This window comes from Homoserinimonas sedimenticola (genome assembly GCF_026094475.1).
Lineage (GTDB): Bacteria > Actinomycetota > Actinomycetes > Actinomycetales > Microbacteriaceae > Homoserinimonas > Homoserinimonas sedimenticola.
The window spans coordinates 1,820,765-1,844,248 of the sequence record NZ_JAPELL010000001.1 but is presented as its reverse complement, the minus strand read 5'-3'; the positions used below and the strand labels follow the sequence as shown (position 1 = coordinate 1,844,248).

Annotated in this window: 23 protein-coding genes; 11 read left to right on the top strand and 12 right to left on the bottom strand. The window is 69.4% G+C overall.

Translation table 11 applies throughout. The features are described 5' to 3' along the window. Nucleotides 1–3 precede the first annotated feature (3 nt). A complete protein-coding gene (locus OH146_RS08740) occupies nt 4–3,450 on the bottom strand; it encodes a bifunctional proline dehydrogenase/L-glutamate gamma-semialdehyde dehydrogenase (protein WP_265159484.1) in 3,447 nt (1,148 codons plus the stop codon). A gap of 134 nt (nt 3,451–3,584) precedes the next feature. Between OH146_RS08740 and OH146_RS08735 the strand changes: the two genes are divergently transcribed. After that, complete coding sequence (locus OH146_RS08735) at nt 3,585–3,794, top strand: hypothetical protein (protein WP_265159482.1); 210 nt, start codon at nt 3,585–3,587, stop codon at nt 3,792–3,794. Nucleotides 3,795–3,801: 7 nt separating this feature from the next. On the opposite strand, the gene OH146_RS08730 is transcribed toward OH146_RS08735, so the two are convergent. Next, on the bottom strand, nt 3,802–4,353 hold the full coding sequence (locus OH146_RS08730) for a thioesterase family protein (RefSeq protein WP_265159480.1): 552 nt from the start codon (nt 4,351–4,353) through the stop codon (nt 3,802–3,804). 77 nt (nt 4,354–4,430) lie between these two features. Between OH146_RS08730 and trhO the strand changes: the two genes are divergently transcribed. Then, complete coding sequence (gene trhO, locus OH146_RS08725; RefSeq protein ID WP_265159479.1) at nt 4,431–5,312, top strand: oxygen-dependent tRNA uridine(34) hydroxylase TrhO; 882 nt, start codon at nt 4,431–4,433, stop codon at nt 5,310–5,312. Nucleotides 5,313–5,369: 57 nt separating this feature from the next. Here the strand turns inward: trhO and OH146_RS08720 are convergent, their stop codons facing one another. Together OH146_RS08720 and OH146_RS08715 are read right to left on the bottom strand one after the other, a co-directional pair. Continuing rightward, a complete protein-coding gene (locus OH146_RS08720; RefSeq protein WP_265159477.1) occupies nt 5,370–5,687 on the bottom strand; it encodes a DUF4190 domain-containing protein in 318 nt (105 codons plus the stop codon). Nucleotides 5,688–5,812: 125 nt separating this feature from the next. Next, nucleotides 5,813–6,340 (bottom strand): hypothetical protein, encoded by a 528-nt coding sequence (locus OH146_RS08715; RefSeq protein ID WP_265159475.1) that lies wholly within the window; start codon nt 6,338–6,340, stop codon nt 5,813–5,815. Between the two features lie 100 nt (nt 6,341–6,440). Here OH146_RS08715 and OH146_RS08710 point away from each other — a divergent pair, with 100 nt between their 5' ends. The 3 genes from OH146_RS08710 (at nt 6,441) to acuI (ending at nt 9,004) form a co-directional block, all read left to right on the top strand. Further along, nucleotides 6,441–7,466 (top strand): 6-phosphofructokinase, encoded by a 1,026-nt coding sequence (locus tag OH146_RS08710; RefSeq protein WP_265159473.1) that lies wholly within the window; start codon nt 6,441–6,443, stop codon nt 7,464–7,466. A gap of 71 nt (nt 7,467–7,537) precedes the next feature. Next, nucleotides 7,538–7,948, top strand: a complete 411-nt coding sequence (gene panD, locus OH146_RS08705; RefSeq protein WP_265159471.1) for an aspartate 1-decarboxylase — start codon at nt 7,538–7,540, stop codon at nt 7,946–7,948. Between the two features lie 66 nt (nt 7,949–8,014). Continuing rightward, the gene (acuI, locus tag OH146_RS08700) at nt 8,015–9,004 is read left to right on the top strand and encodes an acrylyl-CoA reductase (NADPH) (RefSeq protein ID WP_265159469.1); all 990 of its coding nucleotides are present in this window, start codon (nt 8,015–8,017) and stop codon (nt 9,002–9,004) included. Between the two features lie 71 nt (nt 9,005–9,075). Here acuI and OH146_RS08695 read toward each other — a convergent pair whose 3' ends face one another. The 6 genes from OH146_RS08695 to OH146_RS08670 all read right to left on the bottom strand — a co-directional run bounded on the left by OH146_RS08695 (nt 9,076) and on the right by OH146_RS08670 (nt 13,938). Then, entirely contained in the window at nt 9,076–9,855 is a 780-nt protein-coding gene (locus OH146_RS08695) for a uroporphyrinogen-III synthase (RefSeq protein WP_265159467.1), read from the bottom strand. Between the two features lie 57 nt (nt 9,856–9,912). Then, the gene (locus tag OH146_RS08690) at nt 9,913–10,155 is read right to left on the bottom strand and encodes a DUF3618 domain-containing protein (protein ID WP_265159465.1); all 243 of its coding nucleotides are present in this window, start codon (nt 10,153–10,155) and stop codon (nt 9,913–9,915) included. Nucleotides 10,156–10,194: 39 nt separating this feature from the next. Continuing rightward, entirely contained in the window at nt 10,195–10,608 is a 414-nt protein-coding gene (locus OH146_RS08685; RefSeq protein ID WP_265159463.1) for a phage holin family protein, read from the bottom strand. A gap of 9 nt (nt 10,609–10,617) precedes the next feature. Continuing rightward, nucleotides 10,618–10,932 (bottom strand): YtxH domain-containing protein, encoded by a 315-nt coding sequence (locus tag OH146_RS08680; RefSeq protein WP_265159461.1) that lies wholly within the window; start codon nt 10,930–10,932, stop codon nt 10,618–10,620. Between the two features lie 116 nt (nt 10,933–11,048). Continuing rightward, on the bottom strand, nt 11,049–11,951 hold the full coding sequence (locus OH146_RS08675; RefSeq protein ID WP_265159459.1) for a serine hydrolase: 903 nt from the start codon (nt 11,949–11,951) through the stop codon (nt 11,049–11,051). 37 nt (nt 11,952–11,988) lie between these two features. Beyond that, nucleotides 11,989–13,938 (bottom strand): M13 family metallopeptidase, encoded by a 1,950-nt coding sequence (locus OH146_RS08670; protein WP_265159457.1) that lies wholly within the window; start codon nt 13,936–13,938, stop codon nt 11,989–11,991. 98 nt (nt 13,939–14,036) lie between these two features. Here OH146_RS08670 and OH146_RS08665 point away from each other — a divergent pair, with 98 nt between their 5' ends. Both OH146_RS08665 and OH146_RS08660 read left to right on the top strand, forming a co-directional pair. Continuing rightward, a complete protein-coding gene (locus OH146_RS08665) occupies nt 14,037–15,302 on the top strand; it encodes a uracil-xanthine permease family protein (protein WP_265159455.1) in 1,266 nt (421 codons plus the stop codon). A gap of 254 nt (nt 15,303–15,556) precedes the next feature. Then, nucleotides 15,557–16,870, top strand: coding sequence for an MATE family efflux transporter (locus OH146_RS08660; protein ID WP_265159453.1), 1,314 nt, complete (start codon nt 15,557–15,559; stop codon nt 16,868–16,870). A 113-nt stretch (nt 16,871–16,983) separates the two neighbouring features. Here OH146_RS08660 and OH146_RS08655 read toward each other — a convergent pair whose 3' ends face one another. After that, on the bottom strand, nt 16,984–18,060 hold the full coding sequence (locus OH146_RS08655) for a LacI family DNA-binding transcriptional regulator (RefSeq protein ID WP_265159451.1): 1,077 nt from the start codon (nt 18,058–18,060) through the stop codon (nt 16,984–16,986). A 64-nt stretch (nt 18,061–18,124) separates the two neighbouring features. Here OH146_RS08655 and OH146_RS08650 point away from each other — a divergent pair, with 64 nt between their 5' ends. From OH146_RS08650 to OH146_RS08635, 4 genes are read left to right on the top strand one after another with little or no spacing between them, the layout of a single operon-like run. After that, nucleotides 18,125–19,336: an MFS transporter gene (locus OH146_RS08650; RefSeq protein WP_265159449.1), complete on the top strand. Its 1,212-nt coding sequence runs from the start codon at nt 18,125–18,127 to the stop codon at nt 19,334–19,336. 21 nt (nt 19,337–19,357) lie between these two features. Next, nucleotides 19,358–20,053, top strand: coding sequence for an endonuclease NucS (gene nucS / locus OH146_RS08645; protein WP_265159447.1), 696 nt, complete (start codon nt 19,358–19,360; stop codon nt 20,051–20,053). Nucleotides 20,054–20,081: 28 nt separating this feature from the next. Then, nucleotides 20,082–20,366 (top strand): YciI family protein, encoded by a 285-nt coding sequence (locus OH146_RS08640; protein WP_265159445.1) that lies wholly within the window; start codon nt 20,082–20,084, stop codon nt 20,364–20,366. Between the two features lie 23 nt (nt 20,367–20,389). Next, a complete protein-coding gene (locus OH146_RS08635; RefSeq protein WP_265159443.1) occupies nt 20,390–21,046 on the top strand; it encodes an HAD hydrolase-like protein in 657 nt (218 codons plus the stop codon). 10 nt (nt 21,047–21,056) lie between these two features. Here the strand turns inward: OH146_RS08635 and OH146_RS13955 are convergent, their stop codons facing one another. After that, entirely contained in the window at nt 21,057–23,432 is a 2,376-nt protein-coding gene (locus tag OH146_RS13955; protein WP_265159441.1) for a fibronectin type III domain-containing protein, read from the bottom strand. Between the last annotated feature and the right edge of the window lie 52 nt (nt 23,433–23,484).

Below are 23,484 nucleotides of genomic sequence, written 5' to 3'. Positions count from 1 at the left end.
ACTCTAGAACTCGATCGCCTCGACCATGGGGTCGGGGCGGCCGTAGCGCTCTGCCGTCATGTGCACAGCCTGTGCGCGCAGGAAGGGCAGCAGCTCGAGGCGCCCCGCGGTCGTCACGGGCGCGGCGTGGAGCGCGACATCCGGCCGCTTCGCGAGCACGGTCGCGAGCACTCCGGCGTCGCCGCCGATAAGACGGATGTGTGGGGTCTCCACCTCGCCCGACTGGATTCGCGCATGCCAGCGCGCGTCGCCCTCGACAAGTACGCTCGCGACGCGCAGGGGTGACAGGGGGTGGGCGAAGAGCTGCACAAGGCGCTCTGGCAGTTCCGTCGCCGTGCTCACATGCACGCGGGCACCCGCTCGCGTCGCCGCGGCGAGCACCCGCACGAACTGCGCGCTCGAGACGCCAGCGGCACGTCGGATGGTCGTGTCGACGGGAAGATGCCGCACGACGACCCGTTCGCCGGGGCGATCGGGAAGCTCCCGCGCATCGCGGTAGTGCTCGACCCAGGCGCGTTCGTCGCTCACTGCACCCGCGCGCACGAGGTCGAACTCGAGGAACGTCATGGCCGGCTGCGCCGCCTCGATCAGCGCACGAACGCGCTCACCGATGCCGTCGAGCCGCACGTTCTGCTGCGCCTCGGCGAAGACGGGGATCGCCTCCCCGAGCGTGAGGATGCGCTCGGTGGAGCCGCGCAGCCCACCCGCCCCGCGCCATCCGCCGCTCGGCAGCGCGTGCCGACCGTGGGTCCCCGCCGGCTCGTTGACGACAAGCGTGCCGGCGTCGACCGTGTCGAGCCACAGCGCAAGCTCCTCCACGTCGAGGGTGTGGATGCCGGCAACAGCTCCCTGCGCGGAGTTCTGCAGCTCCACGGCCGCCTCGAGGTCGGCGACGCGCGTGAGCACGACGGCGGGCACGGGAGCCGTGCGGTTCACGGCGTGCTCGGGGGCAACGCCGTCGCGCACGCCCGGCCGCCACAGGGTCAGGCGGTCGTCGAGCGCCTCCGGCTCAACGAGCCAGCTCTCGCCTTCGTCGAGGGTCGCGAGCAGGCGACGCAGCCGCTCGGGCGGCGTCGTGGCGAGCGGCGCCATTCGAGACGATGCCTCGATCGAAGTGGCGGGCAGGGTAGCCCGCACGGCGTCGGCGAGGCGGGTCCGGAAGGCGGCCGAGTCGCCGGCCTCGCCCACGAGGATCACGAGCCGGGCGCCACGCGGGTCCTGCGCTCCGCGGGCGAAGGCGCCCCGCACGATCGCGTCGACCGCGGCATCCGTGTCGGCGCTCTCCGTGACGATGACGGATGCCACGCCTGCCGCGTCCCCCAGGGGTGGCCGCGACGGGCGCCACGAGCGCAGTAGCCCAGCCGTGTCGCGGTCGCCCGTGAAGACGACGCGTTCGATGTCGGGGTGTTCGAGGGCGGCGCGCGCGACATCCGCTCCCTCGGGCACGACGAGCGTCACGAGCCCCTCGGGCAGTCCCGCCTCCCGCGCGGCCTCGATCACGAGGGCGCAGGAGCGACGAGCCTGGTGCGGAGGCTGCACGATGACGGCGCTGCCCGCGGCGAGCGCCGACGCGACCGCCTCGACGGTGTCGGCGACGGGCGAGGTCCACCCGGGGGCGGCGAGCACGACGGGAACGGGCTCGAATTCGGCGTTCTCGAGCGAGCCGAGGGCGGCTGCCGCGTGCGCCACCGCGTGGGCAGCGCTCACGGCTCGCACCGCCTCGCCGTCGGCCTCCGCGAAGAGCGCCCCCGTCTCGCTCACGAGCGTCTCGACGATGGTGGCGCGGAGCGCGTCGAGCACGGCGGCGAGGTCTCGCATGCCTGTCGTGCGTTCGGTGAGCGCCCGCGCTGCCCAGTCTTCGCCGGCGGCGACTGCGGCCGCCACGACAGCATTCAGCTCGGCGATCTCCCCCACGCCGGACTCGTGCACGGTCGCCCGACCCGCGCTCGAGGCGCGTGCCCGGGTGAGTGCACCGCGCGCCCACTCCCGACCCTTTGGCACGGCGGGATCATTCAGCGACGGCACGTCCTCACCGATCGTGCGCGGACGCAGCCTCGCATTCTGGGCGGCGGGTTCCCCCGCGGCGGTCACGGCCTCACCGAGTCGTCCGGCTTCACGCGCGAAGAGAGCGTCATCCTGCCCCAGCCGCCGGGCTGCCGCGAGGAAGCCGTCGGGCTCGGTTTCGGAAGCGAGCCGCTCGATCAGGTGGTCGGAGGAGGAGGCAAGGTCGTCCGCGATGGGAGCGTGAAGCCGCAGGTCGTCGATGGCGCTGGCGAGAGCATCGAGGTGCAGGGTCTCCCCGCGTCGCAGCTCGACCGTGAGGGCGGACGAGACTCCCCGCTCGCGCGCGAGGTGCCAGGCAAGGGCGAGGTGGAAGAGGTTCGACGTCGCGACCGTGACCCGCACGGCGCCGGCATGCTCGGGGCTGAGCACCCCCTCGAGCAGGCGCACGAGGTTCGCCTCGGTCGCGAGCCGGGTCGGCAGGGTCGCCGCGGGCACACCGAGGCGCGCGGCATCCGCCGGTTCGTGCGAGAGGAGGCCTTCTTCGACGAGCCGCACCGTGATGCCCGCCCCGCCGTGCGCCCGCCGCGCCCTCGCCCATTCGCTGAGCCGCTGCAGTGCCGGCAGAGCGTCGGGAAGCGCGGCGGGAAGCGTGATGCCGCCCTCGTAGCCGAGAAGGGCTGCGCGGCCGAGAGCGCCCATGACGACGTCCATCATGAGATCGAAGTGCTCGTATCGGTCGGTCTCGAGCACGATCTGTTTCGGCGTCGGCGAACTCGCTGCGAACTCGTAGAGGGGCAGGATGCGCTCGATCGTGCGCTCGACCGCCTCCTCGTAGGCCCAGGGCGCGGTGGGCCCCGCGAGGGCGCCGAGCCGCAGGATCACACTGTCGACATCGTCCCGGCCCAGCAGATCCAGGGCGCGGCCACGTCGGCGGTCGGCCTCCCCCATCCCGTGCACGGCCCCGCCGAGTGGGGCGAGGGACACACGGATGCCTCGCTCTCGCAGCCCCGCAAGGCACCTGTCGAGAGTCCGCGGCTCGGTGCCCAGCAGCCGATCCGCCACGGCGCGGCGGAAACCTGCCCGCACGAGCGGCATGACCGCGCGCGGCAGGAGCACGGCGAAGCCGCCCGCGAGTTGGATGAGGATGCGCAGGCCGAGCGGCAGCACGGGCGGCAGGTCGCGGGAGAGCCTCTCGAGCTGGCGTGCGGCGGCACGCTCCCCCTCGGTGCCGATCACGAGGTCGATGAACTGCATCGCGAACTCGCGACCGGCCGGGTCGGCGAGAATCGCGGCGCGACGCTCTGCGCTGACGAGGTGCGGGCGGGGCAGACGCCGCGTGCCCGGCTTCGGCTCGGGCTCGGGATGGTTGAGCCACCCCCGCACTGTCGTGATGGCAGCGTCGACCAGGGCGGCGGCGCGAGCGGGGGGCGGCGACTCGGGCGGCATGGGCCAGAGGATACTGCCGAGAACCTGAGAAACGCGCCTCATCCCCGCGACGGTCGGCTTCGAGCCTGAGCGGCGACTGAGCGAACGGATGCCGCGGGTTTACGCCGGGTCCACCTGCTGGTTAACTCATGGGCATGAGCAGCTTCGACCCCTATGCGAACCAGGGCGGCGCCGCGGCGTGGGATCCCGAGGCAGCGGAGAGGTCGCGCAAGACGGCCGACGAGCTCTTCGCGGCCGAGCGCAGCGAGGTGCATGACGACGAGCTGATCCCCAATGACGGCAACCCCGAGCAGCCGGGCGAGCTTCCCGACCCCGACCTCGAGTCCGACGAGGCCGCCGAGTAGCGCGGGGTCAGTCCTCCCACACGCTCGGCGTCGGCTGCCGCGTCGACGGGAGCGTGACATCCGCAGCCCAGCGCTGCACCCACTCGGGGACCGAGCGGTCCGAGACATCCACGCCGACCGCCTTGGAGATCTCGGCGAGCGGCACGGTGCCGCCCGATCGCTTGAGGAAGCGCCCGCGCAGCACGAGACGGGCCGCCAGCTGCCCCTTCACGACGAAGCGGTGCTCGAGGTAGACCGACTTCTCGTCGAAGGCCATGATGCGGCTCTCGATCGTGAATCTCTGCCACGGCGTGAGGGAGAGCCGGTGCGTGATGGTCGACGATTGCACGACGGGGTACCAGCCATTCGACATCAGAACTTTCCAGACGCCGGTGCGCATGAGCATCTCGAAGCGGGCGACATCGGCGATCGACAGGTAACGTCCATTGTTCATGTGGCGGTTGACGTCGAGGTCGGTCGGCAGCACGCGGAAGCGGGAGCGGACGACATCGAACACATCGACGCGCTTCGCCCGTGAGGCGACGAGGAGGTGGGTCAGGGTGCGCCAGATGAGATTCACCGCGACAGAGTAATCAGGCCACCACGTTTCGCCCATTCGGCTGTCGATTCTCGACAAGCCTCGCCTACAGTGGTGCGGTGTCCGTGCCCAAGATCGTGCTCTACTACTGCTTCACCCCGCTCGCGGATCCCGACGCCATCCGCCTCTGGCAGCGCGACCTGTGCGAGTCGCTGGGGCTGAAGGGGCGCATCCTCATCTCCCCCCACGGCATCAACGGCACCGTCGGGGGCGAGCTCGCCGACGTCAAACGCTACGTGCGCAAGACCCGCGAGTACGCGCCCTTCAAGGGCATGGATATCAAGTGGAGCGAGGGCACGGGCGATGACTTCCCCCGCCTGAGCGTGCGGGTGCGCGACGAGCTCGTGAGCTTCGGTGCCCCCGGCGAGCTCATGGTCGACGAGCACGGCGTCGTGGGCGGCGGCACGCACCTGAGCCCCGAGCAGCTGCACGACCTCGTCGCCGAGAAGGAGGTCACCTTCTTCGACGGCCGCAACGCCTTCGAGGCGCAGATCGGCCGATTCAAGGATGCGGTCGTGCCGGATGTCGCGACCACCCGTGACTTCGTCGCCGAGCTCGACAGCGGCCGCTACGACCATCTCAAGGACGAACCCGTCGTCACCTACTGCACGGGCGGCATCCGCTGCGAAGTGCTCTCGAGCCTCATGGTGCAGCGCGGCTTCCGCGAGGTGTACCAGCTCGATGGCGGCATCGTGCGCTACGGCGAGAAGTATGGGGACGCCGGGCTCTGGGAGGGCTCCCTCTACGTCTTCGACCAGCGAAAGGCAGTGCAGTTCACGGATGCTGCGGCCACCGTCGGCCGCTGCCACCGCTGCGACACCCCCACGAGCCGCATGGAGAACTGCCGGGATCTCTCGTGCCGCACCCAGCTCGTGGTGTGCGACGCGCACGCCGACGAGACGGCGTGCGCCGAGCATCCGCTGCCCGATTCCGTACGGTGAGTGAACGAAAGCAGCGCCCCGGCGTCGAGGCCGGGGCGCTGCGTCGTTTCACTCAGTTCAGTTGCACTCGAGCGTGCCGCCGCCGTCGAGCTCCCAGACGCCCGGGCCAAGCTCGGCGCACGCGGCATCCGTGATGGCGGTGGCGCCCGCGATGATCGCGGCGATGATCAGAATGCCGGCGATGATCGACAGGATGCTGACGATGATGCCCGCAATCGCGAAGCCGTTGCCGTGCCCCGCCTTCTTGGACTTCACGAGCGCGATGATGCTCACGATGAGGCCCGCGATGTTGACGAAGAACGCCAGGATGAAGCCGACGATGCCGAGGGTCTTGCCCGGGTTCTCGGCCGTAGGCGCGGGTGTTGCAGTGGTCATGGATGCTCCAGTTCAGGCTTGCGCGGCGCAGCCGCTGTTGTGAGTGCGGCGATGCCGCGGTGGGATGTGTGCGGCTTCGCCGCGGGACGCCGCGTATCGTGTCGCGGCAGGCTTGGGGCGGAGGGTCAGCGGCAGCTGATCGTCGTGCCGTTGTCGAGGGTGTAGACGCCCGGCTCCCGCCCATCGCAGGCTCCCCCGATGCCCATGCCGTTCGCGAGGAGCACGAGCTGCAGCGCAAGGACCACTGTCGTGATGGTTCCGAGGATCATGGCGGTCATACCGATGCCGCCACCGAAGCCGGCCGCGCGCGATTTGCGGTAGGAGAGCAGCCCCAGCACGAAGCCGACGATTCCCACTGCCAGGCTCACGACGATGCCGACAACGCCGAGCACCTTGCCGGGGTCCTTGTCGGGCAGCTCGGTGTCGGCCTCGGCTGCCGCAGGCGCGGTCGGCTCTGCCTCGGTCTCTGGCGCCTCGGCCGCGGGCGTCTCGCCCTCGGTGGGCGACTTCTCCTCGGGCGCCGCGCTCTCGACTGGCGTCTTCTCTTCGGCGGCCGCCTCCGGTGCCTCGGCGGTGACGGCGTCGCCCTCGTCGACGGTGACGTTCTTCTTGACCATTGCTCCCCCAGGATGCCGATCGGCCGTGGGTCTCACGGTGGCGAGAATCTATCGCGTCCCCGTCGAGTTGCGCCACCCTCATTTTCGGGGGGCATGCGGGTTCGCAACATCCGGCGGTTGCGGCCAAGATGGGGGTATGCGCATCGGAATCCTCACCAGCGGCGGCGATGCCCCCGGACTCAACGCTGTCATCCGCGGGGCAGTGCTCAAGGGTGACAAGCTCCACGGGCAGCAGTTCGTGGGCTTCCGCAACGGATGGAAGGGCCTCGTCGAGTCCGACATCGTGCCTCTCGGTCGGCACGAGGTCAAGGGCATCGCCAAGCAGGGCGGCACCATCCTCGGCACCTCCCGCACCAACCCCTTCGAGGGAAATGGCGGCCCCGACCGCATCCGCGAGATCCTCGCCGAGAACGAGATCGACTCGCTCATCGCGATCGGGGGCGAGGGCACACTCGCTGCGGCCCGCCGTCTGACCGACGAGGGGCTGCCCATCGTCGGCGTGCCCAAGACGATCGACAACGATATCTCCGCGACGGACTACACCTTCGGCTTCGACACCGCCGTGCAGATCGCGACGGATGCCATGGACCGGCTGCGCACGACGGGTGACGCCCACGGCCGCTGCATGATCGCGGAGGTCATGGGCCGCCACGTCGGCTGGATCGCGATGCACTCCGGCATGGCCGCGGGCGCGCACGCGATTCTCATTCCCGAGCAACGCACCACGATGGAGCAGATCACGGAGTGGGTCACAAGCGCCCACGACCGCGGTCGCTCCCCCCTCGTCGTCGTCGCGGAGGGCTTCATCCTCGACGGCACCAACGACCCCCACTCGGAGCGAGGCCTCGACGCCTTCGGGCGCCCACGGCTCGGCGGCATCGGCGAGACTCTCGCCCCGGCCATCGAGGCGGCGACGGGCATCGAGACCCGCGCGACCACCCTCGGTCACATCCAGCGCGGAGGCACCCCCACCTCCTACGACCGCGTGCTCGCGACCCGCCTCGGGATGGCCGTGCTCGACCTCGCGATGCAGAAGCAGTGGGGCTGCATGGTGGCCCTGCGCGGCACCGAGATCGTGCAGGTGCCGTTCGCGGATGCGCTCGGCAAGCTCAAGACGGTTCCCCAGGAGCGCTACGACGAAGCGGCCGTCCTCTTCGGCTGACCTCGAGCAACCTCACCGGCTGTCGCGAAGCCCGGAATTCCTGAGTAGCGCATGCGTTACCCTTAAGCGCCATGCTTCTCACGATGCTCAAAGCGAAGATCCATCGCGCGACCGTCACGCAGGCCGACCTTCACTATGTCGGCTCCGTCACCGTCGACAGCGATCTGCTCGACGCATCCGGAATCCTGCCGGGCGAGAAGGTCGCCATCGTCGACGTCACAAATGGCGCCCGGCTCGAGACCTACACGATCGCGGGCGAGCGCGGCAGCGGCGTGCTGTCGATCAACGGCGCCGCGGCGCACCTCGTGCACCCGGGCGACATCGTCATCCTGATCGCCTACGCCCAGATGGAGCCCGCCGAGGCGCGCGAGTTCGAGCCCTCCATCGTGCACGTCGACGCTGATAACCGCATCGTGCATCTGGGCACGGATGCCGCGGATGCGACCGGCACGTCGGGCATCCGTCCTCCCCTCGCCGTGTGAGTTGGGTTCATCCACAGTTCAGCGCCCATTCCTGACGCTCTCGGCGCCGCTCAGTAGGGTGGGTGAATGCGTGCACTGAGGGTGGAGAAGAACGACGACGGCATCAGCACGAGGCTCATCACCGACCTCGGCGACGACGACCTGATGGCGGGCGACGTCACGATCGACGTCGAGTACTCGAGCATCAACTTCAAGGACGGCCTCGCCATCATGGGTCGGCCGGGGGTCATCCGCGACTATCCGCTGATCCCCGGGATCGACCTCGTCGGCACGGTCGCCTCCGCGGATGCCTCGAGCCGCTGGTCTGCCGGAGACCGCGTGCTCCTCAACGGCCAGGGTCTCGGCGAGACCCACCACGGCGGCCTGGCGGAACGCGCCCGCGTGAAGTCGGACTGGCTCGTGCGCGTGCCCGACGCCCTCTCCTCGCGGCAGGCCGCCGCGATCGGCACGGCCGGTTTCACCGCGATGCTCGCGGTACTCGCCCTCGAGCGGGCCGGAGCCCTCGACCACTCCGACGGCAGCGTGCTCGTGACGGGTGCGGCTGGCGGCGTTGGTTCCGTCGCGATCACCCTGCTCTCCCGGCTCGGTCACCACGTCACGGCGTCGACCGGGCGGCCGGAAGAGAGCGACTACCTGCAGTCCCTCGGCGCCGACGCCATCATCGACCGTGCCGAACTGAGCGAGCCCGGCAAGCCCCTGCAGGGGCAGCGCTGGGCCGCCGCGGTCGACTCGGTCGGCGGTGCGACCCTCGCGAATGTGCTCGCGCAGACGAGCTACGGCGGCACCGTCGCATCCTGCGGCCTCGCCCAGTCGGCGGAACTCCCCACGACGGTCATGCCGTTCATCCTCCGCGCCGTGAACCTCGCGGGCATCAACTCCGTCTTCGCGCCGACCGTGCTCAGGGAGCAGGCCTGGGATCGCCTCGCGTCCGACCTCGATCTCGAGCTGCTCGACAGCCTCACCGAGACCGTCGGACTTGCGGATGCTCCCGCCGTCGCCGAGCGGATCCTGCAGGGCGGCGTGCGCGGGCGCACGGTCGTCGACGTGCGCAACTGACGTCGGTCCGCGACGTCGTCGCGTCCGTGTGGGCGTCGCCGTCCGCGCCGGTGTAGGCGTCCGCGAAGGCGCTAGGCCGTGCCCCCGTGGCTGCGGGCGAACTCGGCGAGCGCCTCGACGAGTCCCTCCGCCGTGCGGTCCTCCGAGATGACGTCGACCGTGAGGCCCGCCGCGCGAGCGTCAAAAGCGGTCCGCGGCCCGATGCACGCCACCACGGTCGACTCGGGCAGCGGACCGAGCTGCTCCATCACATGCCGCGCCACAATGCCGGAACTGATCAGGATCGCGCTGATGCGCCCGGATGCGACATCCGCCGCCACCCGCTCCGTGACGGGAATGCCCACCACCCGGTGAGAGGTGACGACGTCGACGTCGAGGCCCAGCTCGGCGAGTCCCGAGAGCAGGGCAGGGTCTGAGGCATCCGACTGTGGCACCAGGATGCGGCCCGACCGCGAGTCGGCCGGCCACGAGCCGAGCAGCCCGCGGGGCGAGTTGTCCGGCGCGGGCACCAGGTCGGCCTCGTATCCGGCGAGGGTCAGCGCCGCGAGCGTCGTCTCGCCGACGCAGGCGATGCGGGTCGAGGCGGGCAGTTGGATGCCGCGAATGTTGAGCACATCGACGGTCGTGGCGCTGCTCACCACAAGCCAGTCGTAGTGCCCTGACTCGAGCCGCTCGAGCGCTTCGTCGAGGGGAGCCGGATCCTCCGGCATGGAGAAGTTGATCATGGGGGCGACCACCGCGGTTGCACCGAAGGAGCGCAGCACCGCCGCGACGTTCTCCCCGTAGGCGCCCCCGCGCGGCACGAGCACGCGCCATCCCGTGAGGGGTTTCTCGCGACGGGAGACGGTCATGTTCCCATCCTGCACCCCTGCGGCGCCCGGATGCGACCGCGCGACGCCCTCACGCAATCAGTCGTCGCTGAAAATGGCCCACGTGACGAGGCCGCCGACCGCGATGAGAGCGGCCGTCGCACCGACGATCCAGGGCACCGGGTTCTCGTCGTATGAACGCTTCGCCTTCTCGGTGAACTCGCTTGTGCGCTTCTTGATGTCGAACCGGTCCTCGATCTCGTCGAGCGTGTCGCCGAGCGATTCGCGCGCCTCCTCGGCGGCCTTGGCCGCATCCGACTTCGTGGGGGTGGTGTCGCTCATGATTCTCCTTCGTCTCTTCGGGGGACGGGGCCGTCCGGGTCAGGGGCGGTGGACGCCGCGTACGACGTCGATGTCCTTCTTGACGCTCTCGATCGTGTCGCTCGGCAGCGGCGGCATGTCCGCCTTGAGCTTGACGTAGCCGATCCAGCCGAGGATCGCGGCGATGATCAGAAGCACCGCCGCCACCACAAGGGCCGCAGCCCAGCCCGGCATGACGAGCGAAAGGGCGAGCACGGCGGCCGTCAGCAGCACCCCGACCATGAAGAGCAGCACGACCGCGGCTGCGGCAAGAAGCCCCGCCGCGATCCCGAGACCCTTGACCTTCGCCGTGAGCTCGGCCTTGAGTTGCTCGATCTCGGCCGTCACGAGCTCGCTGACGAGCCGCGGCACATCGACCAGCAGCTCGACGAGCGAGCGTCTGCGGGGGCGGGGCGGAATCATGCGGTCCGTCATTGACTTGTCCTAGCTCGAGGTCGTACCAGGCGTGCTCGACGGCGTCGTGGTCTTCGTCGTCGAGGGCGAGGTGTTCGTCGCCTTCTTCTTGTTGCCGTTCACCTGGTTCACGACCTTCTTGGCCTTGTCGCTCACGAACTCCGCGACATCCGGGCCCTTGTCCTTAGCGAAATCCTCGACGGCGTCGACCTTGGACTTGACGCGAGGGTCGTTCCAGAGCTTGGTCGCCGACTCTTTGATCTCCTCGTAGCGCTCACGACCAGCACGTGCTCCCAGCACGTAGCCGACAGCCAGACCGGTCAGGATCAGAATCTTTCCTCGCACGGTGTCTCCGTTCCGTTGGGGGTGGTCTTGTGTCGTCTCAGCGTAGACCTGCCGTCCCCAGCCGTTTTTTGGCAAACTCCCAGAGTCTCGCTCGCGTCCTCACTCATTGAGGCGTGTCAGTAGACGTACTCGAGGATGTCGCGGCCGACCGTACGCATCGTGTCGAGCACGCGCAGCCGCTCGTGGAGGCTCGAGTCGACGAACTCGACCGTGACGGCGTAAGCAACTCCCCCCTGGCGGCCGTGAAGGAGGCCGACGTCGCTGCGCACCCCGGCATCCGTTCCCGTCTTATTGACGAGTTGCAGGCCGTGGGCGGATGCCCGGTGCGCGAGTGGGTCGAGACCGAACGCGCTCGCCACCATCGAGAGGTCCGCGTTGAGCGAGAGCCAGTCGAGCACGCGCTGGCTCGTCACGGAGTCGACGACCTGCCCCCGGGAGAGGGCATAGAAGAGCCATGCGAGCTCGGCGGTCGCACCGACCGAGAACTGGGGGGCGTCGTCGGGGCCCCGCTTGAGCCGCACCTTGTCGAGCAGCGCCGTGCGGCTCAGGCCAAGGGATTCCGCACGCTCGCGCACGGCGTCGAGCCCGATGTGCCGCAACAGCACGTTGGTCGCGACGTTGTCGCTCGCGGCACCCACGAGGAGCCCCAGATCACCGAGGGGCAGCGTGGGCACCTGCATGCGGTGCCACAGGCCCGAGTCCGCGATCGCGTCATCCGGGGTCTTGTCGAGGATGCCGGGCGTGTGCTGGTCGCGAGTCGTGATGCGGGCGGCGAGCTCGATGAGCAGGAGCACCTTGCCGACGCTCGCGGTCGGCAGCGCCACGCGGTCGTCGATCGCGAGGAGCGGCAGGCCCGTCGTGAGGTCGAGCACGGTCGCGGAGACGCGCGCGCCACCGTAGGCGAGCTCCCCGAGGGCGGTGAAACTCTCAGAGAAGGAGCCTGCTTCCTCGGCCCCTCGATGGCGGGCGGCTCCCTGCGCGCGCACACGCCGGCGACGCTGCTGCTCAGTCGACGACACAGATGCTTCTCCTCCAGGCATCGAAGAAGGTGGGCCTTTACCAGATGGTGACGCGCTCGCTCGGGTCGAGCCACAGCGCATCATCCTGAGAGACATCAAAGGTCTCATAGAACGCGTCGATGTTGCGAACGATCTGGTTGCAGCGGAACTCGTTGGGCGAGTGCGGATCGATCGCGAGCAGACGCACGACCTCCTCATCGCGTGCCTTGAGCTGCCACGCCTGCGCCCAGGAGAGGAAGAAGCGCTCCGCGCCCGTGAGCCCGTCGATGACGGGCGGCTCCTCGCCCCCAAGCGAGATCAGATATGCCTTCCACGCGATGCCGAGTCCGCCGAGGTCGCCGATGTTCTCCCCGATCGTGAGGGAGCCGTTGACCTGATGCTCGGGCGTCTGCTGCGGGGCGAGCGCGTCGTACTGGGCGATGAGCGACGAGGTGAGGCGCTCGAAGGCCTCCCGGTCCTCCGCCGTCCACCAGTCGGTGAGTCGCCCGTCCCCGTCGAAACGCGAGCCCTGGTCATCGAAGCCATGGCCGATCTCGTGGCCGATGACGGCGCCGATCGCACCGTAGTTCGCCGCGGCATCCCGGTTCTCGTCGAAGAAGGGGTATTGCAGGATCGCGGCGGGAAAGACGATCTCGTTGAACCCTGGGTTGTAGTAGGCGTTGATCGTCTGCGGGGTCATGAACCACTCGTCGCGGTCGAGCGGGCGGCCCACCTTGCCGAGCTCGCGCTGGAACTCGAACTCGCTCGTCGCCCGCACGTTGCCGAGCAGGTCAGCTGCATCGACCTCGAGCGAGGAGTAGTCCCGCCATTTCTCGGGGAAGCCGATCTTGGGCGTGAACTTCTCGAGCTTCTCGAGGGCGCGGGAGCGCGTGGCATCCGTCATCCACGCGAGCGAGGAGATCGACTGGCGGTAGGCCTCGACGAGGTTGTCGACGAGCACGTCCATCGCCGTCTTCGCGGCGGGCGGGAAGTGCCGATCGACGTAGATCTTGCCGACCGCCTCACCCATGGCGCCCTCAACGAAGGAGACGCCGCGCTTCCACCGCGCCCGCAGCTCGGGGGTGCCCGTGAGGGTGCGGCCGTAGAAGTCGAAGTTCGCCTCGACGAAGTCGCCGGAGAGGTACGGAGCGGAGGAGCGGATGACCTGCCAGCGCAGCCAGTCGCGCCACGCGTCGAGCCGCTCGGCCACGATCAGCTGCCGCACACCCTCGATGAAGCTCGGCTCACGCACGACCACCTCGTCGAAGCTGCCCTGGGGCGGGTCCATGGCCCCAAGCCAGACGGGCAGGACCTCCGAGTCAGCAGCCAGCGAAGACCACGACATCGGGTTGTAGGTGGCCTCCGCGTCGCGCGTACGCACGTTGTCCCAGTGCTGCGCCGCGATTGCCGTCTCGAGCTCGAAGACGCGAGCCGCGGCATCCGCTGCCCCCTCGACGCCCGCAAGCGTGAACATGTGCTCTATGAAGGAGCGATACTTCTCGCGCACGGCGGCGAAACGTTCCTCCCTGAAATATGACTCGTCGGGCAGGCCGATGCCGCCCTGCTCAACGAAGACGAGGTAGCGCTCGGGGTTGCCCGGGTCATTGTCGACGAAGAGCTGGAAGAGCCCACTCACCCCCTGACGCTCGAGACGACCGAGGGTCGCCATGAAATCGTCGACGGATGCCACGGCCTCTACTGCCGCGAGCCCCGGACCCAGCGGTGCCGCACCGAGCGCCTCCACGCGATCGACGTCCATGAAGCTCGTGTAGAGGTCCCCCACCTTGCGCTGTTCCGTGCCCGGCTCGGCCTTCTGCGCCTCCTCGATGATGGCGCGCACCGCCTGCTCCGCCTCCTCCGCGAGCACATAGAACGACCCGTATCTGGCCTTGTCAGAGGGGATCTCCGTGCGCGCGATCCACTTGCCATTGACGTGGCGGAAAAGGTCGTCCTGGGGCCGGGTGCCCGGGTCGAGTTCGTCGAGGTCGATACCGGAGGCGAGGGTCATGGACCCACCCTAACGAGTCACACCGACACGGCACCTGAGGCGCTAGTCTCTCGGATGGCCCGCCCGCGGGGGTGGCCCGAGAACCACCGAGGAGCACCATGGCGATCTGGAAACTGCACGGCGACGGCAAGGATGTTGCGGCATCCGAGATCGTCCTCCCCGAGGAGCGGCTCAGCTGGCCCCGCACCCTCGGCTTCGGCGGGCAGCACATCGTGGCGATGTTCGGCGCGACCTTCCTCGTGCCGCTCATCACGGGCTTCTCGCCCAGCACGACCCTGCTCTTCTCCGGGCTCGGCACCCTGCTCTTCCTGCTCATCACGAAGAACCGCCTGCCCAGCTACCTCGGCTCGTCGTTCGCCTTCATCGCGCCCATCACGGCGGCCGTGGCATCCGATGGCAAGTCGGTCGCGCTCGGCGGAATCATCGTCGTCGGCGCCCTGCTGGCGATCGTCGGCGCGATCGTGCACCTCGCGGGCACCGGCTGGATCAACGCGCTCATGCCGCCCGTCGTCGCCGGCACGATCGTCGCCCTCATCGGCTTCAACCTCGCGCCCGCCGCCAAGGCCAACTTCGAGGTGGCGCCGCTCACGGCGGTCGTCACGCTGCTCGCCGTCATCCTCGTGGCCGTGCTCTTCAAGGGGATGATCGGCCGACTCTCGATCGTCGTCGGCGTCGCGGTCGGCTACGTCTTCGCGCTGCTGATGGGCGAGGTCGACCTCAGCGGTGTCGCGGATGCCCCGTGGATCGGCCTGCCCGAATTCATCCTGCCGACCTTCAGCACCGACCACCTCTTCATCTACCTCATGTTCCTGCCGGTCGTGCTCGCCCTCATTGCGGAGAACGTGGGCCACGTGAAGGGGGTCGCGCAGCTCACCGACCGCAACCTCGACCCGCTCATGGGCCGCGCCCTTTTCGCCGACGGCCTCGCAACCGTCATCGCCGGCATCGGCGGCGGCTCCCCCACGACCACCTACGGCGAGAACATCGGCGTCATGTCGGCCACCCGCGTGTTCTCGACGGCCGCCTATTGGGTCGCCGGCATCGCCGCCATCCTCCTCGGACTTTCGCCCAAGATCGGCGCCGTGATCTTCACGATCCCCCCGGGAGTGCTCGGCGGCGTCACGACCGCCCTCTACGGGCTCATCGGAATCATCGGCGTGCGCATCTGGGTCGAGAACAACGTCGACTTCTCCAAGCCACGCAACCAGTTCACGGCCGGTGTCGCGCTCATCATCGCGATCGCGGACTTCACCCTCGGCGGCGACGGCATCACCTTCGGCGGCATCATCCTCGGCACGGTTGCGGCGCTCGTCGTCTACCACCTGATGGCGATCATCGGTCGGGTCCGCGGCACGGCTCTCTGAGGCATCCGCTTTCATCATTCAGGAACCAGCGGTCCGGCGACTCTTCATTATTCAGGAACCGACAGTCGCGCGGCCCTTCATAATTCAGGAAGTCGTGCTCTTGGGCGGATGTCCCTGACCCCTCTGGTCCCGCTGGATATCAGCGATCACTTTTGTCACTGCACCTTCCTGATGAATCGGCCCGACGCCCGTAGTTCCTGAATGATGAGCGGATGCAGCGGGCATAGTTCCTGAATGATGAACGGGGAGGCACGGTGAAAGCGATCGACCGCGACATCCTGCGGCTCGCCGTGCCCGCGCTCGGCGCGCTCGTCGCTGAGCCGCTGTTCCTGCTCGCCGACACCGCCATGATCGGCCACCTGGGGGCGGATGCTCTCGCCGGCCTTGGCATCGCAAGTGCGGTGTTGCAGACGGTCGTGGGGCTGCTCGTGTTCCTCGCCTACGCGACGACGCCGGCGGTCGCGCGGCGCCTCGGCTCGGGCGACCGGGCAGGTGCCATCCGGGCCGGCATCGACGGGATGTGGCTGGCTCTCCTGCTCGGCGTCGCGCTCGTCGTGATCGGCCTCCCTACGGTCGAGGCCCTCGTCGGCGCATTCGGCAGCACCGCCCAGGTCGGCGAGGAGGCTCACGTCTACCTGTCACTCTCGCTGTGGGGCATCCCGGCCATGCTGCTCGTGATCGCGGCATCCGGGCTCCTGCGCGGCCTTCAGGACACCCGCACGCCCCTCGTGGTCGCGACGGCGGGCTTCGGCGCCAACATCGCGCTCAACGCGGTGCTCATCTACGGGCTCGGCTGGGGCATCGCGGGTTCGGCGATCGGCACGGTCATCGCGCAGTGGGGCATGGCAGCCGTGTATATCGTCATGGCCGTACGGGCCGCCCGCAGCACGGGTGCCGCCCTGCGTCCGGGGCTGCGCGGCGTCGGCGGGGTTGCCGGGTCCGGCGCCTGGCTGCTGCTGCGGACCGCCGCGCTGCGGGTCGCCATGCTCGCGACAGTGGCCGTGGCATCCGGCCTGGGCGTGACGGAGCTCGCGACCCTCCAGATCGCGATGACGGTCTTCTCGACGCTCGCCTTCGCGCTCGACGCGCTGGCGATCGCGGGCCAGGCGATGATCGGGCATGGGCTCGGAGCATCGGATGTGCCGCGCGTGACCGCCGTGACCCGCAGGCTCATCCTGCACGGCCTCGTCTCGGGGCTTGTGCTGGGGGCCGTGATCGCCGCGCTGTCACCGTGGCTGGGTTTCGCCTTCACTGGTGACACAGAGGTGCGTGCGTCGATCGCGCCGACGCTCCTCGTGATGGCGGCGGGCATACCGCTCGCCGGTTACGTCTTCGTGCTCGACGGCGTGCTGATCGGGGCCGGCGACGCACGCTACCTCGCCCTCACCGGGCTCGTGAATGTCGCGATGTATGCGCCCCTCCTCGCCTGGGTCGCGCTCGGCCACCCCGAGCCCACCATGCCGTGGCTGTGGCTCGCCTTCGGCTTCGGGTACATCGGAGCGCGCGCACTCACCCTCGGGCTACGGGCCCGCACCACGCGCTGGATGGTGACGGGCGCAGCACCCTGACGGGGCCTCCTCCGCCACAACAGCGCGGTGCTTTCTGTTCCGCGCGGCGTTTTCTGCCCGCGCGTTGAGCTGAAAACACCGCGCTGTTTCGGTGGGGGGGCGGATGCCGCGGCTCACGCCGCGGGCGGGCCCACCGTTTGGCCCGGCCGGAGGGTGCAGCGCAGGAGCACGGGCGGGGCGGGTTCGCCCGCGAGTAGTCGCAGCACGCCCCGCCCCGCGGCTCGTCCCTTCTCGATGGCGGGCTGCACGAGGGTTGTGAGTTCGACGCCGCCGTAGCCTTCCGTGCGGATGCCGTCGAAGCCGAGCACGCTGAGATCCGCCGGCACCATCAACCCCAGCTCGTCGGCGGCGCGGATGACGCCGAGGGCGAGGAGGTCGCTCTGCGCGATGACGGCGGTAGGTCGGTGCTGCGGATCGGCAAGGATGCTGAGGCCGGCTGTGTATCCGGAGGCGATCGAGCTCGCCGGGGCCATCCATCCGCGCAGGGTGTCGTAGACGTCGAGCACGCCCCGCAGCCGCTCCGCTGCGGGGAACGATGTCGCGCGCGCCTCCCAGTCCTCCGCGAGGGCGCCGGCGGAGTGCTCGGGCCCGAGCGGGAGGGTGACGACGGCGATATCGCGGTGGCCGAGTTCGTGCATCCGGGCTGCCCCGAGTGCGCTCGCGCGGCGGTTGTCGAGGGCGATGTCGAGCACGCCCTCCATGGGCTCCGCCTCGATCGCCGCGATGGGGATGCGGCGGCGGCGCAGGAGGGCGACGGATGCGTCGAGCCGCGTGCTGCATCCCACCAGCACGACCGCATCCATGGGTGCCGTTTCGATGACGGCGGGAACACCGGGGTCCGAGCCGGCCGTCGTGGGGTCGGTGAGGAGAAGGATGCTGAGGCCCGCTGTGCCGAGTTCGTCGGCGAGTCCGTCGAGCATGGGGATGTTCATGGGGTCGCGGAATGCTTCGCGCAGACGATCTTCGATGACAACGCCGACGATGCCGGTGCGGCCGCGGCGTAGCGACCGCGCGACGGGGTCTGGACCGCCGTACCCGAGGGTGCGCGCGGCCTCGAGCACGCGGTCGCGGGTCTCGGGGGCGACGGGACCGGCACCGCTGAACGCGAGCGAGGCGGTCGAACGAGAGACTCCCGCGCGCTCCGCGACGGCCGCGAGCGTCGCTCGTGCTCTCGTTGCGTGGGCGTCCATGGCTTGTTAGCCTACTCGAACCGATTCGATCGAATCGATTCGACCCTGCAACTTCCGGAGAACGATGACCGCCCCCGCCGCAGCGCTCACGCGCGCCGAGATCACCGCCTGGCGCAACGCGCTCTTCGTCATCTTCGCCCTCTGCGGTCTGGGCATCGCGAGTTGGATGGCGCGCACCCCCGCCATCAAGGATGCACTCGGCGTCTCCACCGCCGAGATGGGCATCCTCGTTCTCTTCATCGCGATCGGCTCGATCCTCGGCCTGCTCGCCTCCAGTCACCTCATCGCGCTCATCGGCACGCGCCGCCTCATGGCCTGGTGCCTCGGGCTCGGTCCCCTGGGCCTCATCGTCGCGGGGTTCGGCGTCACGCTCGAGACCAGCGGCTTCTGGGTCGTCGCCGGCGGGCTCGGCTTCTTCGGCGCCGCCCTCTCCACGGCAGATGTGGCCATGAACCTCAGCGGGGCCGTCAATGAGCGGATGCTCGGCCGCACCGTCATGCCCGTGTATCACGCGTTCTTCAGCCTGGGAACGATGCTGGGAGCGGGCGTGGGTGCGCTGTGCGAGCTTCTCAGCGTGCCCATCCCGGCCCAGGCGACGGTCGTCTCCGTCATCATCATTGCGGCGGGAGCGCTGAGCGTGCGCGCCACGCAGCGTGAGGATGTCGCCGACGTTCCCGACGACGATGCGCCGCCGAGCTCCTGGCGTGACCGCCTCTCGATCTGGCGTGACGGTCGTACGCTCCTCATCGGAGTTCTCGTGCTCGGTATGGCTCTCGCGGAGGGCTCGGCCAACGACTGGCTGGCGCTCACGATGGTGGAGGGCCACGGCATGGAGCGCGCCTCCGGCGCTCTCGTCTTCGGCCTCTTCGTCACGGCCATGACGGTGGGCCGGCTTGCGGGGGTAGCGGTGCTCGACCGCTTCGGGAGGGTTCCCGTGCTCCGGGCGAGCGCCGCCCTCGCCGCGCTCGGCCTCGTGCTGGTGATCTTCGTGCCCGTGGTCTGGGTGGCCGTCGTCGGCGTGGCACTTTGGGGCCTCGGCTCGGCCCTCGGTTTTCCCACGGGCATGTCGGCGGCGGCGGATGACCCGCGCACGGCGGCGGCGCGCGTGAGCGCTGTCGCAACGATCGGCTACCTCGCCTTCCTCGCTGGGCCGCTCACGATCGGCTTCCTGGGCGAGCAGTTCGGCCTCCTCCGGGCCCTCCTCTTCGTGCTGGTGCTCGTGATCGCTGCGGGGCTCGCATCGCCCGCCGCGCGCGAGCCCCGCAGCATCCGCTGACGACCGACTACCCTCGATCAGGTGCGTCTTGTCATTGCCAAGTGCTCCGTCGACTATGCCGGTCGACTGAGCGCCCACCTGCCCCTCGCGACCCGGCTGCTGCTGCTCAAGGCCGACGGCAGCGTGCTCGTGCACTCGGACTCGCTCAGCTACAAGCCGCTCAACTGGATGAGCCCGCCGTGCGCACTCACCACGATGGAGCCAGAGCCCGAGCAGGCGGATGCGGGCGTCACCGAGATCTGGCGCGTCACCCAGGCGAAGACGGCCGACATGCTGGTGATCTCGATCCACGAGGTGCTGCACGACAGCCAGCACGATCTGGGCGTCGACCCCGGCCTGCAGAAGGATGGCGTCGAGGCGCATCTGCAGAAGCTGCTCGCCGAGCAGATCGAAACCCTCGGTGAGGGTTACCGGCTCGTGCGGCGCGAGTACATGACGGCGATCGGCCCTGTCGACATCCTGGCGACGGATGCCGCAGGCGCCAGTGTGGCGGTCGAGATCAAGCGCCGCGGCGACATCGACGGCGTGGAACAACTCACCCGCTACCTCGAGCTGATGAACCGCGACCCGCTCCTTGCGCCAGTGGCCGGGATCTTTGCGGCTCAGGAGATCAAACCCCAGGCCCGCACGCTGGCGGAGGACCGAGGCATCCGCTGTGTCGTGCTCGACTATGACGCGATGCGCGGCATGGACGACAGCCACCTTCGTCTCTTCTGACCACTACCTCTTCTGATCGGAGTCTCCCGTGCCCACCTTCGCCGTGCTCTACGACTACACCGACGACACGGAGGGCCGCGACCAGCACCGCGCCGCCCACCGCGAGTACCTCGCGACGCTCGTCGACTCGCGCGAGCTGATCGCGAGCGGCCCCACCTTCGAGGGCGAGCGCGCGGGCGCCCTGTTGATCATGGACGTGCCTTCCGCCGAGCGCGCCGCTGAGCTCCTCGACGCAGACCCGTTCCAGCTCGAGGGACTCGTGGGCAGTCGCCGCATTCTCGAGTACTCGGTCGTGCTGGGGTCCCTGCGCTGATCACACGCGCGTAGGTTGAAGGCATGAGCCAGCCCTGGACCTGCATCCTTTTCGACCTCGACGGCACCATCTCCGATTCGGCCCCGGGCATAACCGCCTCGCTGGGTTACATGTTCGAGAAGCTCGGGCGAGAGGTGCCCGACCCGGAGGAGTTGCTCGCCTATGTGGGCCCGCCGATCCTCGAGTCGTTCCGGGTGCGGGCGGGAATGGATGAGGTCGAGTCGGCGCAGGCCCTCGCGATCTACCGCCAGCACTACCTCGAGCACAACGTGCACGGCAGCCCGATCTTCGACGGGATCCCGGGCATCCTCAAGGCGATTCACCGCGCGGGCATCCCGCTCGGGCTAGCGACCTCGAAGCCGGAGTTTCCAGCCTCGGTCATCCTCGACAACGCCAACCTGACGCAGTATTTCCGCGTCCTCGCGGGCTCCTCGATCGACGAGATCCGCAGCGCCAAGAAGGATGTCGTCGAGGATGCGATGCGCCGCTTCACGATGATCGGCGTCGACACGAGCCGTGCCGTCATGGTCGGCGACCGCCTGCACGACGTCGAGGGGGCGGCCGCCCACGGCATCCCGGCGATCTTCGTCGAGTGGGGCTACGGCGCGGAGGAGGAGCAGGAGGGTGCGATCGGAGTGGCGAAGTCACCCCAGGATCTACACGACCTCCTGCTCCCGTGACGCTCGCAGCTCAGGCGGTGCGGCGGCGCCGCAGGCCGGCAATGCCCACGAGCACGATGCCGGATGCTGCGGCCGCGAGCCCCGCGTAGAGCCACTGCATGACATCCGCTCCCGTCACCTGCAACTGCTGCGGCATGACGCGGACGCCGAGGGAGAGCACGCGGATCTCGCCGTCGGAGCTCATGCCGACCGCCTGCACGGTGTGAAGACCGACCGGGATTCCTTCCGGAAGCCGGACCCGGCCGCTGAAGGCTCCCGTGCTGTCGGTGCGGACGGCGCCGAGGCTGGTGGGCTCTGAGAACAGGTAGAGGTTGACGTCGGTGTTCGGCTTGAAGCCGTCGCCCTCCACGAGCAGGTAGCCCTCCTCGATGAGCATGAGGTTGCCCGCCTCGTCGAGGTCAAAGGTCTCACCGGTGCTCGTCTGGGAGTCGAGGCGCATCGTGAAGCCGTCGCCCTCAAGGGTCACCGACTGGGTGGCCCGGTCGCGCGTGATCGTGACGGGCCGCGTCTCGCCGTCGACCGTGAGCGCGGACTCCCCCACGGGGGGCGCGGTCACCGGCGGAACCGGCGCGAGTTCCACGGTGTCGGGGATCATGCGCGGAGTGACGGGAGAGGAGACGGTGGGCACGCCGGCACCCTTCGCGTTGACCGCGGAGACACGCACGAGGTGGGCGACGTCGTTCGTCAGACGCGGGAGCCACAGCGAGGTGCGCGTGGTCGTGACATCCGTGCTCCAGGTGGTTCCCCCGTCGCTCGACCAGCTGACCGTGTAGCCGGTGATGGCGGCGCCGTTGTCGGCGGGCGCCTCCCAGGTGGCACGGATGCGCTGGTCACCCGAGAGCACCGTGACGGTCTCGATCGCGGCGGGAAGGCCCGCGGGGGTCGCCGTGGTGGCGGCCGAGGCGCTCGATTCGCCCGCCGGGTTGGTGGCGGTCACGACGAAGTCGTAGGCGACCCCGTTGCTGAGGCCCGTGATGGTGCAGGAGGGGCTCGCGGGCGCCGCAACGCAAGTCGCGAGCGGCGAGGTGCCGAGCGCCGTCACGGTGTAGCTGTCGGGGGCTCCCCCGGTGCTGGGGGCCGTCACGGTGATCGTCGCGGTGCCGTCGCCCGTCTCGACGACGGGGGTGCCGGGCGTGCCGGGGGCGGTCAGCACCGTGAGGGCGCGCTCGGTGAGCGTGGGGATGAGTTCACCCGTCGGGGCGGTGATGTTGGCGTTGCTGAGGCGGTACGTGCCATCCGTCGCCGCGGCGACCGGGATGGTGACGGAGCAGCTGCCGTCGACGCCCTCGCTGCGGCCCGCGACGCTTGCGCCCGCAACGGTCGCTGAGCCCGAGCCGAGCTCGGCGGTCACGGTCGCGCCGCAGCTGTTGGAGGCATCCCCCGCAATCGTCATGCCGGCGGGCAGGGTCAGGTCGAAGCCGAGGCCGCTCTGCGCCTCCCGCTTGCCGCTGCGAATCGTGAAGGTTGCATCCACGGTCTCGTTCGGTTCTGCGGAAGCAGCCGAGAAGGCGCCGACGAGGTTGACGTAGCGGCTGACGAACTCCTCCATTGCGGCGACGTGCGTGCCGGCCGCAGCCGCGTCGCCCGAACCGTGGGTGGCACCGATGGTCCACTGCACCATGAGGCCGGCATCGTGCTGCGCCTCCTCGACGTAGAAGGCGGGGTCGAGATCCGTTCCACTCGAGACGTTCGTGGATGCCGTCCAGTAGCCCCGCGACCAGGCGCCGTCGAAGGCCTTGTGGCCGACATCTCCGACGGGCACCTCGCGGAACCCGAACTGGATGCCCGAGCTCGGGTTGAGGGAGATGATTGTGCGCACGGGGCTTGTGAGCATGACGCCGAAGCCCGAGTCGGAGCTGCCGGGGGCGGTGTCTCCGCCGTGGTAGAGCTTCACGGGGTGGGTGTTGCCCTCCGGCACGGTGACACTGAAGGTCTCGCGGAAGCTCTCGTCGGGTGCCGTGTACTCGATGTGTCGTGCGACCGAGTAGGTGAGACCGTCGACGATCGCGTTCGCGGTGATCGTGACCTCTGAGGTGTTGCCTTCCACCGTGACGGGGGTCGCCGTCATGCTGTCCCAGAGGTTCTCGGGAGCTGCGGCCGCATAGGCCTGCCCGAAGAGGGTGCCTCCGATGTTGAGCGAGGGCGCGCCGGCGGAGCAGCAGTACTGGTAGGTGCCCTCGTAGTACACCTGGTCGTATCCCGTGCCGTTGGAGTTGATGACGATGCGCAGGCCGTCGGAGCCATCGGTCGCGTTGCCGCCTCCGGGGTTGATGACGATCTGCCCGATCTCGCTGTATTGGGCGGCGGTGGCGGGAGTGACGGCGACCCCTAGGAGGAGCGCGAGGGCGGCGCCAAAGGCGGCCGCGAGACGGCGAGGTGGTTGCACGGGGTGACTTTCGCGAGGGGAAAAGGTAGCGCGATATATCCTGCGGGCAATT

What these genes read in the sequence shown, in the direction of transcription:
- OH146_RS08740 (WP_265159484.1), bottom strand. Translation starts at nt 3,450, where the DNA reads ATGCCGCCCGAGTCGCCGCCCCCCGCTCGCGCCGCCGCCCTGGTCGAC.
- OH146_RS08735 (WP_265159482.1), top strand. Translation starts at nt 3,585, where the DNA reads ATGAGCAGCTTCGACCCCTATGCGAACCAGGGCGGCGCCGCGGCGTGG.
- OH146_RS08720 (WP_265159477.1), bottom strand. Translation starts at nt 5,687, where the DNA reads ATGACCACTGCAACACCCGCGCCTACGGCCGAGAACCCGGGCAAGACC.
- OH146_RS08710 (WP_265159473.1), top strand. Translation starts at nt 6,441, where the DNA reads ATGCGCATCGGAATCCTCACCAGCGGCGGCGATGCCCCCGGACTCAAC.
- panD (WP_265159471.1), top strand. Translation starts at nt 7,538, where the DNA reads ATGCTTCTCACGATGCTCAAAGCGAAGATCCATCGCGCGACCGTCACG.
- acuI (WP_265159469.1), top strand. Translation starts at nt 8,015, where the DNA reads ATGCGTGCACTGAGGGTGGAGAAGAACGACGACGGCATCAGCACGAGG.
- OH146_RS08695 (WP_265159467.1), bottom strand. Translation starts at nt 9,855, where the DNA reads ATGACCGTCTCCCGTCGCGAGAAACCCCTCACGGGATGGCGCGTGCTC.
- OH146_RS08690 (WP_265159465.1), bottom strand. Translation starts at nt 10,155, where the DNA reads ATGAGCGACACCACCCCCACGAAGTCGGATGCGGCCAAGGCCGCCGAG.
- OH146_RS08685 (WP_265159463.1), bottom strand. Translation starts at nt 10,608, where the DNA reads ATGACGGACCGCATGATTCCGCCCCGCCCCCGCAGACGCTCGCTCGTC.
- OH146_RS08670 (WP_265159457.1), bottom strand. Translation starts at nt 13,938, where the DNA reads ATGACCCTCGCCTCCGGTATCGACCTCGACGAACTCGACCCGGGCACC.
- OH146_RS08665 (WP_265159455.1), top strand. Translation starts at nt 14,037, where the DNA reads ATGGCGATCTGGAAACTGCACGGCGACGGCAAGGATGTTGCGGCATCC.
- OH146_RS08655 (WP_265159451.1), bottom strand. Translation starts at nt 18,060, where the DNA reads ATGGACGCCCACGCAACGAGAGCACGAGCGACGCTCGCGGCCGTCGCG.
- OH146_RS08650 (WP_265159449.1), top strand. Translation starts at nt 18,125, where the DNA reads ATGACCGCCCCCGCCGCAGCGCTCACGCGCGCCGAGATCACCGCCTGG.
- OH146_RS08635 (WP_265159443.1), top strand. Translation starts at nt 20,390, where the DNA reads ATGAGCCAGCCCTGGACCTGCATCCTTTTCGACCTCGACGGCACCATC.